The sequence below is a fragment of the Nocardiopsis yanglingensis genome (assembly GCF_045809185.1).
In the GTDB taxonomy this organism is placed as follows: Bacteria; Pseudomonadota; Gammaproteobacteria; order Xanthomonadales; family Xanthomonadaceae; genus Stenotrophomonas; species Stenotrophomonas yanglingensis.
The window spans coordinates 56,632-68,818 of the sequence record NZ_JBJNRH010000015.1 but is presented as its reverse complement, the minus strand read 5'-3'; the positions used below and the strand labels follow the sequence as shown (position 1 = coordinate 68,818).

Here is a 12,187-nt window from a genome sequence, read left to right as displayed (position 1 = left end):
TGGGGCGGGCGGGGGGCGGCCAACCTCTTGCACCTTCGCCCGCAACCTGCAGGTGCCGGCCAGCGGCCGGCACTACCGCGTTGGATGCCACCTGCCGCGTCCACCCGAACCGCTGCGCGGCCCAGATCTCCAGCGCCACCAGCAGCGCGATGATCAGCAACGGCAACAGTAACCCGAAGTACACGCCGGGCATCATGCCGTTGATCTGTGCCTTCACCAGCCGCAGCACGCCACGGGTGTGCAGCAGCTCATCCACATGCATGGTCAGCGCCTCGCGCACCACCTTGGGCTCCAGCCCGATCGTGCCGGCCTTGTCCACCAGCGTGTCTTCCACCATGCCGCGCAGCAGGCCTTCGCGCACTTTGCCGATCACCCAACCGGTTCCGCGCGCCAACGGGCCGTTGCCAAGACGATCAAGGCCAGGCAACGGATGTTCGCTGAGGTAGGCCGAGGCGATGGTGTCGGCCACATCGCCCACCGTGCCCTGGCTGCGCAATGCCTCGCGCATGCGCGGGTCGTCCAGTGAATCGGTAAAGCCTTCGCTCCAGCCTTCCACCAGGGTCTGCAAGTGCGGCTGGAAATGATCGAGCTGCTTGAACAGCGCGCGGTGCGCGCCAGCGGTGAAACCCAGCTGCAGGCCGAAGAAGGCGGTGGCCAGCGGCAGCAGCACCACGTAGCTGGCCAGCAGCCAGTGATGCCAGCGCTTGCGCCGCTGCAGCCAACCGCGGCGGTGCAGCCAGCGCCAGGCGAAGATGCCCAGCACCAGGCCAAGCAACGTGCCGAGCAGGCTGCCACCGACCAGATCGAGCACGCTCAGGCCCGTCCAGAATTCGTTCAACCAGTACTGCGTGTCCTGCATGGGTCTTCCTTCCGTGGATGCGGCTGCGCCTGAAATGCCAGCCAGGTAGAGTCGACTGTTAGTCGACTATCGCGCGCAGCGCGGGGGTTTCCGGCATCGCGCCAATAGCAGTCGACTGACAGTCGACTCTACCAAAGCGAAAGCCTCCCGGCCCGGAGCACGCCAAGCAATGCGACAATCGCGCTCCTTTCCTGCAGCAACGAGGCCCACATGGCCAAACTGACCCTGGCCAGCGTGGACGCGCTGCGTACCCGCTTTGCCGATGATGCCGCCTGCGATACCGCACTGGCTGCCTTCGCCGACACCGCTGCCCTGCGCGTACCGCTACGTGAGCTGGTGGAGGCACAGCACCGCTACCTGCAGGCCGAATTCGAAGTGGCACAGGTGGCCGACGTGCTGCGCCGCGACCAGAAGTACGCGCCGGTGGGCCGGCCTTCGATCAACATCGTGCAGCTGCGCAAGCAGCAGGCCGCGACCAAGCAGGCTGCGCTGATCGCGCGCCAGGTGGTGGCGCAGGCCGCGCAGACTTTCGTGCGCGTGAGCGGGCTGGCGGTGAAGGCCAAGCAGAGCCCGAGCGAAGCGTGCGTTGCATGGTTGGGCGCGTTGCGCTGAGGGATCGTGCGGACCAACGGTCCGCACCCACCAAATGCAGGTCCGCCCCCACCAGATGCAGGTTGGCACCTACCGGTTAGTGCCGGCCGCTGGCCGGCAACCCCATCGGCATCGGGCTCCCCGCATGCAGCCGGCCAGCGGCCGGCTCTACCAGAACCCAAAAAGAAGGCCCGCTTTTCAGCGGGCCTTCTGCCTTCTCACGACGAGTGAGCGGGATGCATCAAGCCGCCGGCTTTTCGCCGGTGGCTTCGGTGGTGATGCGGATCTTCACTTCATCGCTGACGTTCGGGGCGTAGGCGCCGACGCCGAAATCGCTGCGCTTCAGGGTGGTGGTGGCATCGAAGCCGGCGGCCGGAACCTTGGCCATCGGGTGCTCGCCGCCGCCGTTGACGGTGACGTCCAGGGTGACCGGCTTGGTGATGCCCTTGATGGTCAGGTCACCGGTAACGGTCAGCTTGTTGGTGCCGGCGGCTTCCACCTTGGTGCTCTTGAAGGTGGCATCGGCGAACTTGGCGGCGTCGAAGAAGTCGGCGCTCTTCAGGTGCTCGTCGAACTTGGCGGTGAAGCTGTTCAGGCCGCTCAGCGGCAGCTTCACTTCCACGGTGGACTTGGTCACGTCTTCGGCGTTGTACACCAGGGTGCCTTCGACGTTGCCGAAGTGCGCGCTCGGGTTGGAGAAGCCGAAGTGGCTCCACTGCGCCAGCACGTCGGTGTGGCTCGGGTCCAGCTTGTAGGTGCCCGAGGCGATCTTGATCGCTTCGGCGGCCGGCGCAGCAGCGGCGGCATCGGCAGCCGGGGTGGCAGCCTGTTCGGTGGTGGCCGGGGCGGCGGCATCGGCAGCCGGGGCAGCGGTGTCGGCCGGCTTGGAGCAGGCGGCGATGGCCAGGGTCAGGGCCAGCGGCAGCAGCAGTTTACGGGTGGCGCTCATCTCAGGAACTCTCCGGATCGTAGGGTGGGTACAGCAGGGACCGCCAAGGGGGCGGCCCGGAATCGATACAGCGACTTACGCGATGCGCGCCGCTTCGTCGAACGACAGGCGCGGCAGACGCGGGAACAGGCCCGCCGAGTCACCGTAACCCAGGTTGACCAGGAAATTCGACTTGATGGAGGTGCCGGCGAAGAAGGCTTCATCCACCTTGGCCGCATCGAAGCCGGACATCGGGCCGGCATCCAGGCCCAGCGCGCGTGCGGCCAGGATCAGGTAGGCGCCCTGCAGGCTGCCGTTGCGGATGGCGGCTTCGTGGCGGCCTTCCTGCGGGCCGTCGAACCAGGCCTTGGCATCGGTGTGCGGGAACAGGTACGGCAGCTTCTCGTGGAAGTCCAGGTCGAAGCCGATGATGACGGTGACCGGGGCGGCCATGGTCTTGTCGTGGTTGCCTTCGGACAGGGCCGGGGCCAGCTTGGCCTTGGCTTCCTTCGAGGTGACGAAGACGAAGCGGGCCGGCGTGGTGTTGGCAGCCGTCGGGCCCCACTTCACCAGGTCGTACAGTTCCTGCAGCAGGCTGGCCGGGACCGGCTTGTCGAGGAAAGCGTTCTGGGTACGGGCAGTACGGAACAGCTGATCGAGGGCAGCAGCGTCGAGCGCGTGGGACATCGGTGGATCTCCAGGGCGGCTAAGGGAAGTCAGTGCCCGCGGGCGGCGCGGGGCGAATCGACGAGCCGCAGTGTAGAGTGTCGCGACTGTTGCAACACCCAGCAGAGCTGAAACGAATTAATGCCACAGGTGAAACGATCGAGTGCGCCCTGGACGGTCACGGACGGCCGCGCGGGCAATGTCCGCCAGGCGGTCGCGCTGGCCTCTGCGCTGCGCCAGGGCACCCATCGGCCGCTGGTCCTGCAGCCCCGCGCGCCTTGGCGTTGGCTGTCGCCGCGGCGGCTGCCCGGTGATGTGAACGGCTACGGCGAGGCCTTCGCGACACTGGCCGCCGAAGCCCCGGCGCTGGCGATCGGCTGTGGCCGCCAGGCCGCCGGTGCCCTGCGCGTGCTGCGCGCACGTGGCAGCCAAGTGGTGCAGATCCTCGACCCGCGCATTGGCGCCCGCCACTGGGATGTGGTGGTGGTGCCCGAACACGATGCCCTTCGCGGCAGCAACGTGCTGACCCTGCTCGGCAGCCTCAATCCGGTGGACGATGACTGGCTGGCCTGGGGTCGCGCCGCGTTCGCTGGCTTCAGTACCCTGCCCGGCCCGCGCACCGCGCTGCTGGTGGGCGGGCCGACGCCGCTGGCACCCTGGGACGAGACCGCGATGGTGGGCGTGTTCCAGGCGCTGGCCGAGCAGATCCGCAGCGAAGGCGGCAGCCTGCTGGCCACCACCTCGCGGCGCACGCCACCGGCATTGGCCGAGATCCTGCGCGCGACATTCGCCGACCTGCCGCATGTGATCTGGGGCGATGGTGGCGACGGAACCAATCCCTATGGCGGCCTGCTCGGCTGGGCCAACCGCGTGGTCGTCTCGCCCGATTCGGTGAACCTGCTGTCCGAAGCCTGCGCCACGCGCATGCCGGTGATGGTGGCGCTGGCCGATACCGCGCAGGGGCGGCTGGCGCGTTTCCAGCAGCAGCTGCGCGAGCGCGGGCGGCTGCAGGCGCACTGGCTGGACTGGCAGTACGACCGAATCGAGCCGCTGCGCGAGACCGCGCGGGTGGCGGCGGAAGTGAAAGCGCGGCTGGCATTGGGGTAGTGCCGGCCACGCAGCGATTTCTGAACATTTCGATCTGCCCGCACCGTTAGAGTCCAGCTTCCCCCATCACGCTGAACGTCTTCATGCGCACCCTGCTCCTGCTGCCCCTGGCCCTGCTCGCTGCCTGCTCCACCACGCCCACCGAGCTGGACCCGATTTCTTACCAGTGCCAGCAGCAGCTGGATGCATACCGCGATCAGCCAGCGCTGCGAGATCCGAAGACTGGCGAGCGCCCACCACTGCCGATCGCGCCGATCAGCGACGCCTGTGACCGGGAACTCAAGCGCAAGGGCGTGGACCGCCCGCTGCGCTGACCGGCGTATGATCGGCGCGCGGGCCTGCCCGCCGTTGAAGGTATCGACATGGATCGTTTTTCCCGCCTGCCCCGCGCCGCGTTGCTGATTGCCAGCCTGCTGGCGACCGCACCGGCCTGGGCCAACAGCACCGAGTGCCGCGAGCGCTACCCGAGCGTGGCCTCGCAGGCGGCGATGCTGGACGTGGCCTGGACCGCCGCCGAGCGCCTGGATGCGCTGCCCGACGTAGACGTGGTGGTCGCCGCACGCGGTGGCCAGGACCTGAGCCGCTATGGCCTGCGCCACAGCCACCTGGCGTTCCTGCTGCGCGAGGACGATGGCCGTTGGCGCGCGATGCACCTGCTCAACCGCTGCAAGACCGACAGCTCGCAGCTGTACCACGAAGGGCTGGGCAACTTCGTCGGCGAAAGCGGCGGCCATACCGACCTGCGTATCGGCGTGCCCTCGGCGCCGCTGCGTGCCGCGTTGAAAGCGATGCTGGTGTCACCCTCGATCCAGCCCAAGGCGCTGCACGAAACGAAGTACAACGTGGTTGCCTACCCATTCGCCACCGACTACCAGAACTCCAACCAGTGGGTGCTGGAAGTGCTGGCCGCGGCGATGGCACAGGCCGAAGGCACGCCGGCCATCGTCAAGCGCGAGCAGGCGCAGCAGTGGCTGCGCCAGCAGAAGTACCAGCCCAGCGTGCTGCACATCGGCCTGGGCAAGCGCGTGGGTGCGCGCCTGTTCGTAGCCAACGCCACCACCACCGACCATCCGGCCGGCGAACGAATCTCCGGCAACTATTCGGTGGTGACGGTGGAATCGGTGTTCGACTTCCTGCACCAGCGCAGCCAGCTGCAGCAGGAACTGGTGATCCCCCATGTGCCGGTGGCCGGTGCCACCGCAGCCTCGCCCTGAATCCAGCAAGGAGAACGACATGCGCGCCCTGCCTGTTTCCCTGATGTCGATGGTGCTCATCGCCGGCCTGTTCGGCGTGGATGCCGCCCATGCCGAACGCCGCATCATCATCCTGCAGGACCCGGGTCCGCAGGGACCGAGCCTGGAAATGTCCGCGCCCCTGGTTGCTTCAGCGCGCGCCGCCGCTGCCAGGGAAGCCCAGGATGCCGGGCTGCCGCCCGGTCACGGCGCAGCCGTGAAGCTGCCGCAGATGCAGGTGAGCGCCATCGCCACCACCGTCGACGGCCGCCGCGAAGTGCTGCTGCGTGATGCCAACAACCCGCAGAACACCGCCTCGATGCAGTACCCGCGCAGCGTTGGCGATCCCGCCGTACAGTTCAGCGTGGGCCAGACCGTGAACTTCGAGCCGGCTGGCAACGACCAGGGCTGGCAGCTGAGGGACAACCAGGGTCGCCCGCTGGAATACCTGCCCGAGGCCACCGGCCCGCGCGACATCTTCGATACCCGGCGCTGAGCCGCCGTCCCCACGTTGACCAGGAGGTCTCCATGTTCCGTTGCCTGCGCGTTCCCGCTTCTGCCCTGCTGCTCTCCGCGCTGCTGGTGCCCACCGTCCATGCCGGCGCCGCGCCACAGTTGAACAGCAGCGAGGCCAGCGTGCTGATCACCTCGCTGATCGTGGTCTCGGTGCCGCTCGCTGCGTCGGCGGGCCTGTCCGAACTGTCGAAGGCGCCGTTCAAGGCCAGCGAGCGCCGTGACAAAGCCCACCGCACCAAGGCGGTGCCGCTGCCGCCGATGGAAGTGAAGAAGGTGGAGACCACGGCGGCAGGCGAGCGCCAGGTGCAGCTGCAGGTGCCCGACAAGGCCGACCAGACCGCCACGCTGCGCTGGCCGGCGCGCGTGCATGAGGACCAGACGGCGGCCTTCGTGGTCGGCCAGCAGGTGCATTTCGACCCCACCGAGGCTGGGGCCGGTTGGACAGTGAAGAGCGCGCAGGGCCAGGCGTTGGCCTATGTGCCCACCGCCTATGCCGCTGGCGATGTGATGAGCGAAGCGCTGTAAAGCTGAACAACCGGTTTTGGCTTTGCCGCGGGCCGGGCGGATAATGGGCGATCCCCTTTGTCCCCTGGCTCGCCATGTCCGTGCGTCCTGCCCCTCTTTTTGCCCCGCTGACCCCGCGTGCCCTGGTACTGGCGGTACTGGCGATGGGCGCGGTGGTGCTGCTGTCCAACGTACTGGTGCAGTACCCGATCAACGATTGGTTGACCTGGGGTGCCTTCAGCTATCCGGTCGCATTCCTGGTCAGCAATGTGATCAACCGCCGCTTCGGCCCGGGCCCGGCGCGCCGCGTGGCGTGGATCGGTTTCGCGGTGGCGGTGCTGCTGTCGATCTGGGTGGCCACCCCGCGCATCGCCATCGCCTCATGCTCGGCCTTCATCGTGGCCCAGCTGCTGGACATCACCGTGTTCGACCGCCTGCGCCGTGGCAGCTGGTGGCGCGCGCCGATGGTGGCCACCACCTGCAGCGCGACGGTGGATACCACCATTTTCTGGTCGATCGCGTTTGCCGGTTCGGCGCTGCCGTGGGTGAGCTGGGCCGCCGGCGACCTGGCGGTGAAGCTGGCCATCGGCGTCTGCCTGCTGGCCCCGTTCCGCGCGTTGTTGTGGAAGATGGCGCCGTTGCGCACCACCAGCTGACCGGCATCGCCCTGGTAGGTGCCAACCTTGGTTGGCGCCTACCTTGGACCCGGTGGGTGCCGACCGTTGGTCGGCACGTTCCATCAGAGTTCATCGCTGCCGACAGATTGTGCCGACCAACGGTCGGCACCTACCAACGGCGACCATCGCCAGGCCATTGATCCGGTAGTTGCCAACAGCGGGGCATCACCGGGCCAATATTCTGGTGGGTGCAACCCTTCAGGCGAACGGCAGCTCTGCAGCTCTGCACGCCGCCGTAATCGCCGCACATGCCTCTTCAATCGCGGGCGTGGTCGGTGCCAGTCGCGGGCGCCGGTCCAGCGTGCAGGCCAGGCCCACCTCCAGCAGCGTGGCATGTGCTCCATGCAGCGCCCGCGCCGTGTCTTCCGGCAGAAAACCGGCAACCGCCAGCGCATCGATCAACGACGGCGTATCGCGCGGCTGCAGCAGCGCCGCATGCCGCGCACTGCGCGCCAACACGCCGGTCTGCAGCAGGAACTCCAGGTCCACCACGCCGCCCGCGCCCTGCTTCAGGTCCAGCCGCGCGGCATCGCTGCGGTCCAGCTCGGTGCGCATGCGGCCGCGCATCTTCAACACATCGGCATACAGCGTGGCCGGATCGCGCTCACGCCCCAGCGTCTGCGCACGCACCTGCTCGAAGTCGGCCAGCAGGCTGGCATCGCCGGCCACGCCACGTGCGCGCACCAGCGCCTGGTGTTCCCAGGTCCACGCACGTTCGCGCTGGTATTCGGTGTAACTGGCCAACGAAGACACCAGTGAACCCTTGCCACCATCCGGGCGCAGGCGCACGTCGATGTCATACAGGCGGCCGGCGGCGGTCACCGCACCGAGCAGCGCCATCACCTTCTGCGCCAGCCGCGCATACCAGCGCCCCGGCTCCAGCGGACGCGTGCCATCGCTGGCATCCACGCCGGCCGGATTGTCGTGCAGGAACACCAGGTCCAGGTCGGAACCGAAGCCCAGCTCCAGACCACCCAGGCTGCCGTAGCCGATGATTGCGAAGCGTCCACCGGGAATCTCGCCGTGCGCGGCATGCATGTCTGCTTCGGCCATCGCCAATACGGTGACCACCACCGCCTGCGCCAGCTCGGCCAGTTGCCGCGTGCTGTCCACCGCGCCCTGGCGGCCATCCAGCGTAGCCATCGCCATGCGGAAGCTGAGCGCCAGCCGCGTCTCGTTGAGCCAGCGCAGCGCGGATTCGGGATCTTCCACCGCCAGCACCTGCTGGCACTCGGCCAGCATGCCGGCGGCATCGGGCATCGGCCCGGACACGCGCACGTCCAGCAGTTCGTCCAGCAGCAGCGGATACGCGGCCAACCGCTCGGCCAGCAGCGCGCTGCGCGCCAGCACATCGACCAGCCGCGCCAGTGCGCTGGGCTGTTCGTCGAGCAAGGCGAGATAACTCGTTCGGCGCAACACCGCCTGCAGCAGGCCAAGCACGCGCTTGAGCGCGGCATCCGGTTGTGGCGAGCGCGTTGCCGCATGCAGCAACGCGGGCAGTACGCGATCCAGCCGCGCACGCGCGGCATCGGACAACGACTTCACGCCGGTGCCCTGGGCGAAATCGCGCAGCGACTGGTCGGCGCCATTGGCGTCGAGGAAACCGGCTTCGGCCAGCAGCGATGCGTTGCTGCCTTCGGGCAGGCTGCGCCAGTAGTTGGCCAGTGCATCGGGCGCGGCCTGGCCCTTGCGCGGCGCCAGCAGTGCGGCGAATTCGGTACTGACGCGCTGCTGCTGCACGGCCAGTGCTGCGCGCAGCACCTCCCAATCCGGGTAGCCGAGGCCGACGGCGATGCGCTCGCGGTCCAGCGCGTCGCTGGGCAGCACGTGGGTCTGCGCGTCGCGCAGCATCTGCAGGCGGTTTTCCAGCCGGCGCAGGAACAGGTAAGCCTCGCGCAATGCGCTGCCATCCTCGGGCGCGATCTGCCCGGCCGCCACCAGTGCCTCCAGCGCCACCAGCAGCCGACGCTCGCGCAGCGCGGGCTCACGGCCACCACGGATCAACTGCAGCGCCTGGCACAGGAATTCGATTTCGCGGATGCCGCCAGCGCCGCGCTTGATGTCCTCGTGCAGTTCACGGCGCGCGACTTCGGCGGTGATGGCCGCCTTCATCTCGCGCAGGCCGTCCAGCGCGGTGAAGTCCAGGTAGCGGCGGTACACGAATGGGCGCAGGGTCTGCAGCCACGCCTCACCGGCATCGATGTCACCGGCCACCGCGCGGGCCTTCAGCCACGCATAGCGCTCCCAGTCGCGGCCCTCGCGCTGGAAATACTGATCCATCGCCGCGAACGAGAGCGCGACGCGACCGGCGCTGCCGAACGGGCGCAGGCGCAGGTCGACGCGGTGGCTGAAGCCATCGACAGTGGTCTCGTCCAGCAGCTTGGCCAAGCGCTGGCCGAGACGGGCGAAATACTCTTCGGCCGCCAACGGACGCGGTCCATCGGATTCACCGCCCTGCGAATAGGCGTAAACCAGGTCCACATCGGAACTGAAGTTGAGCTCGCCACCGCCCAGCTTGCCGAGGCCGAACACCACCAGCTGCTGTGGGTTGCCGTGTTCATCGGCGATGACGCCATGGCGCTGGGCGAATTCCTGCTGCAGGGCATCCAGTGCCAGCCGCAGGCAGTCCTCGGCCAGGGTGGTGGCACCGGCGAGGGTCTGCGGCACGTCGTCGAGGCCGGCCAGGTCGCGCCAGATCAGCCGTGTGGACATCGCGGTGCGCCAGCGCCGTATCTGCGCCGGCCAGTCGCTGGGCTGCAGCGGATCGAGCACCGGCGCCGGGATCGGCGGGCAGCCGGGAGCGGCCAGCTGTGCCAGCAGCGCCGGTTGCCGCACGAGGGTGTCCAGGGCGAAGTCGCTGGTCACCGCCAACCGGGTCAACAACGGCAGCAGGTCGGCCGGGAAGGGCTCGGGCAGGACCTGGGCCAGACGCGCCAGTGCGCGGTCGACAAGAGGCTGCAGGGACGCGGGAAGGTCGGCGGGGGCGAGGGTCATGGGCTGATTGTATCGACCCGTTAACTTATTTTATCGACCGTTTACCGCCGGCCGCGCCCCCGCTAAACCTATGACCCGGTTGTGCCGGCCGCTGGCCGGCAGATCCGACGATTCCGCCGCAGCCTCCCGCAGTTGCCGGCCAGCGGCCGGCACTACCGATAATGGAGACCGCGCATTCATACTGGATGACAGGCAATAAAAAAGCCCGCTTGCAGCGAACTGCCAGCGGGCTCTGCTCCCTCCCCCACGTCGGGATGCAGGTCCATCCTGCGGGCTGCGAAAGCACTTTGCACGCTGCACTGCAAAACAAAACCGGCGGGTTTGGGTGCTCCCCGGGGAAAAGCCATTCCACGAAGGTAGAACCCCCCGTACGGATGAGGATGGCCGATAATCGGAATTCCCCCCAGCAACACGTGTCGTCATGTCTGTTGATCGCATCGCCAACGCGCGTCTCCGTGACCGCGTGGTCTCCGCAGAGGCCGCAGCCGCGCTGATCCAGCCCGGTGAAACCGTGGCCATGAGCGGCTTTACCGGCTCCGGGTATCCCAAGGCCGTCCCCGTGGAACTGGCCCGTCGCATCGAAGCGGTGCACGCCCAGGGCCAGCCCTTCCAGATCAGCCTGATGACTGGCGCCTCCACCGCGCCGGAACTCGATGGCGCGCTGGCCAAGGCCGATGGCATCGCCATGCGCATGCCGTTCCAGAGCGACCCGGATGCGCGCAACCGCATCAACGAAGGCAAGCTGGATTACATCGACATCCACCTCAGCCACGTGGCCCAGCACGTGTGGTTCGGCTTCTATGGCGAAATCGATACCGCCGTGATCGAAGTCTCGGCCATCCGCGAAGATGGCTCGCTGGTGCCCTCCACCTCGGTGGGCAACAACAAGACCTGGCTGGACCTGGCCAAGAAGGTGATCGTCGAGGTCAACGAATGGCAGCCGGCCGGCGTCGACGGCATGCATGACATCTACTACGGCACCGCGCTGCCGCCGCACCGCAAGCCGATTCCGCTGGTCAACGCCAACGACCGCATCGGCGACACCGCGCTGCGCTGCGACCCGGACAAGATCGTGGCCGTGGTGCGCACCAACGGCCCGGACCGCAACAGCCCGTTCAGCCCGATCGATGCGACCAGCGAGCAGATCGCTTCGCACCTGATCGAGTTCCTGCAGCACGAAGTGAAGAAGGGCCGCCTGCCGCCGAACCTGCTGCCGCTGCAGTCGGGCGTGGGCAACATTCCGAATGCGGTGCTGGCCGGCCTGGCCAAGAGTGGTTTCCGCGACCTGGCCGCGTTCACCGAAGTGATCCAGGACGGCATGCTCGACCTGCTGCGCGACGGCGTGCTGAGCTACGCCTCGTGCACCGGCTTCGCGCTGAGCCCGCAGGCCAACGAGACGTTCAAGGAGAACATCGATTTCTACCGCGAGCGCATCATCATGCGCACGCAGGAGATCTCCAACCATCCGGAACTGGTGCGCCGCCTCGGCTGCATCGGCATGAACGGCATGATCGAGGTGGACATCTACGGCAACGTCAATTCGACGCACGTGATGGGCACGCGGATCATGAACGGCATCGGTGGTTCCGGTGACTTCGCCCGCAACGGTTTCCTGTCGGCGTTCCTGAGCCCGTCCACCGCCAAGAACGGCACCATCTCGGCGATCGTGCCGATGGCCAGCCACGTGGACCACACCGAGCACGACGTGTCGGTGATCGTCACCGAACAGGGCCTGGCCGATCTGCGTGGCCTGACCCCGCGCAAGCGCGCGCAGGTGCTGATCGACAACTGCGCGCACCCGGATTTCCGCCCGCAGCTGCAGGACTACTTCGATCGTGCCAGCCGCGAGAGCTACGGCAAGCACACCCCGCACCTGCTGCCGGAAGCGTTGTCGTGGCACCAGCGTTGGCTGGATACGGGCACGATGAAGGGCTGACTGCGTTGGGGGTCGGATCCCTTTCCGCAGGAAAGGGCTCTGACCCCAGGCACGGACATCGGGTAGAGCCGGGGGGGGGGGGGGGCCCCCCCCCCCCCCCCCCCCCCCCCGCGCGCCCCCCCCCCCCCCCGCCCCCCCCCCCCCGCCCCAGCCCGCCCCCGCCCCGCGAGGTGGCCC

General features: G+C 68.0%; 12 protein-coding genes. 8 read left to right on the top strand and 4 right to left on the bottom strand.

All coding sequences use genetic code 11. The annotated features are described in order from the left end of the window. The coding region (locus ACJ7C5_RS17665; protein ID WP_412704647.1) for a hypothetical protein at positions 1 to 859 on the bottom strand (859 nt) is incomplete at its 3' end. A gap of 210 nt (positions 860 to 1,069) precedes the next feature. On the opposite strand from ACJ7C5_RS17665, the gene ACJ7C5_RS17660 reads away from it, so the two are divergent. Continuing rightward, entirely contained in the window at positions 1,070 to 1,471 is a 402-nt protein-coding gene (locus ACJ7C5_RS17660) for a hypothetical protein (protein WP_097048495.1), read from the top strand. 220 nt (positions 1,472 to 1,691) lie between these two features. Here the strand turns inward: ACJ7C5_RS17660 and ACJ7C5_RS17655 are convergent, their stop codons facing one another. After that, entirely contained in the window at positions 1,692 to 2,399 is a 708-nt protein-coding gene (locus ACJ7C5_RS17655; RefSeq protein ID WP_005415047.1) for a YceI family protein, read from the bottom strand. Positions 2,400 to 2,474: 75 nt separating this feature from the next. Then, positions 2,475 to 3,065: a malonic semialdehyde reductase gene (locus tag ACJ7C5_RS17650; protein ID WP_004139510.1), complete on the bottom strand. Its 591-nt coding sequence runs from the start codon at positions 3,063 to 3,065 to the stop codon at positions 2,475 to 2,477. A 129-nt stretch (positions 3,066 to 3,194) separates the two neighbouring features. Between ACJ7C5_RS17650 and ACJ7C5_RS17645 the strand changes: the two genes are divergently transcribed. The 6 genes from ACJ7C5_RS17645 to ACJ7C5_RS17620 all read left to right on the top strand — a co-directional run bounded on the left by ACJ7C5_RS17645 (position 3,195) and on the right by ACJ7C5_RS17620 (position 7,059). Continuing rightward, complete coding sequence (locus ACJ7C5_RS17645; RefSeq protein ID WP_412704646.1) at positions 3,195 to 4,151, top strand: mitochondrial fission ELM1 family protein; 957 nt, start codon at positions 3,195 to 3,197, stop codon at positions 4,149 to 4,151. A gap of 83 nt (positions 4,152 to 4,234) precedes the next feature. Then, on the top strand, positions 4,235 to 4,465 hold the full coding sequence (locus ACJ7C5_RS17640) for a hypothetical protein (RefSeq protein ID WP_094000591.1): 231 nt from the start codon (positions 4,235 to 4,237) through the stop codon (positions 4,463 to 4,465). 48 nt (positions 4,466 to 4,513) lie between these two features. After that, on the top strand, positions 4,514 to 5,365 hold the full coding sequence (locus ACJ7C5_RS17635; RefSeq protein WP_412704645.1) for a DUF2145 domain-containing protein: 852 nt from the start codon (positions 4,514 to 4,516) through the stop codon (positions 5,363 to 5,365). A 19-nt stretch (positions 5,366 to 5,384) separates the two neighbouring features. Then, positions 5,385 to 5,879: a hypothetical protein gene (locus tag ACJ7C5_RS17630; protein ID WP_412704644.1), complete on the top strand. Its 495-nt coding sequence runs from the start codon at positions 5,385 to 5,387 to the stop codon at positions 5,877 to 5,879. 32 nt (positions 5,880 to 5,911) lie between these two features. Next, complete coding sequence (locus ACJ7C5_RS17625) at positions 5,912 to 6,424, top strand: hypothetical protein (RefSeq protein ID WP_088023715.1); 513 nt, start codon at positions 5,912 to 5,914, stop codon at positions 6,422 to 6,424. Between the two features lie 74 nt (positions 6,425 to 6,498). Then, on the top strand, positions 6,499 to 7,059 hold the full coding sequence (locus ACJ7C5_RS17620; RefSeq protein ID WP_412704643.1) for a queuosine precursor transporter: 561 nt from the start codon (positions 6,499 to 6,501) through the stop codon (positions 7,057 to 7,059). A gap of 219 nt (positions 7,060 to 7,278) precedes the next feature. Here ACJ7C5_RS17620 and glnE read toward each other — a convergent pair whose 3' ends face one another. Beyond that, complete coding sequence (glnE, locus tag ACJ7C5_RS17615; protein WP_412704642.1) at positions 7,279 to 10,074, bottom strand: bifunctional [glutamate--ammonia ligase]-adenylyl-L-tyrosine phosphorylase/[glutamate--ammonia-ligase] adenylyltransferase; 2,796 nt, start codon at positions 10,072 to 10,074, stop codon at positions 7,279 to 7,281. Between the two features lie 421 nt (positions 10,075 to 10,495). On the opposite strand from glnE, the gene scpC reads away from it, so the two are divergent. Further along, positions 10,496 to 12,010, top strand: coding sequence for a succinyl-CoA:acetate CoA-transferase ScpC (scpC, locus tag ACJ7C5_RS17610; protein ID WP_099551328.1), 1,515 nt, complete (start codon positions 10,496 to 10,498; stop codon positions 12,008 to 12,010). Positions 12,011 to 12,187 lie beyond the last annotated feature (177 nt).

Excerpts from the sequence above, each read along its gene's own strand:
- ACJ7C5_RS17620 (WP_412704643.1), top strand. The coding sequence starts at position 6,499 with ATGTCCGTGCGTCCTGCCCCTCTTTTTGCCCCGCTGACCCCGCGTGCC.
- ACJ7C5_RS17660 (WP_097048495.1), top strand. The coding sequence starts at position 1,070 with ATGGCCAAACTGACCCTGGCCAGCGTGGACGCGCTGCGTACCCGCTTT.
- ACJ7C5_RS17650 (WP_004139510.1), bottom strand. The coding sequence starts at position 3,065 with ATGTCCCACGCGCTCGACGCTGCTGCCCTCGATCAGCTGTTCCGTACT.
- ACJ7C5_RS17635 (WP_412704645.1), top strand. The coding sequence starts at position 4,514 with ATGGATCGTTTTTCCCGCCTGCCCCGCGCCGCGTTGCTGATTGCCAGC.
- glnE (WP_412704642.1), bottom strand. The coding sequence starts at position 10,074 with ATGACCCTCGCCCCCGCCGACCTTCCCGCGTCCCTGCAGCCTCTTGTC.
- ACJ7C5_RS17655 (WP_005415047.1), bottom strand. The coding sequence starts at position 2,399 with ATGAGCGCCACCCGTAAACTGCTGCTGCCGCTGGCCCTGACCCTGGCC.
- ACJ7C5_RS17630 (WP_412704644.1), top strand. The coding sequence starts at position 5,385 with ATGCGCGCCCTGCCTGTTTCCCTGATGTCGATGGTGCTCATCGCCGGC.
- ACJ7C5_RS17640 (WP_094000591.1), top strand. The coding sequence starts at position 4,235 with ATGCGCACCCTGCTCCTGCTGCCCCTGGCCCTGCTCGCTGCCTGCTCC.
- ACJ7C5_RS17625 (WP_088023715.1), top strand. The coding sequence starts at position 5,912 with ATGTTCCGTTGCCTGCGCGTTCCCGCTTCTGCCCTGCTGCTCTCCGCG.
- scpC (WP_099551328.1), top strand. The coding sequence starts at position 10,496 with ATGTCTGTTGATCGCATCGCCAACGCGCGTCTCCGTGACCGCGTGGTC.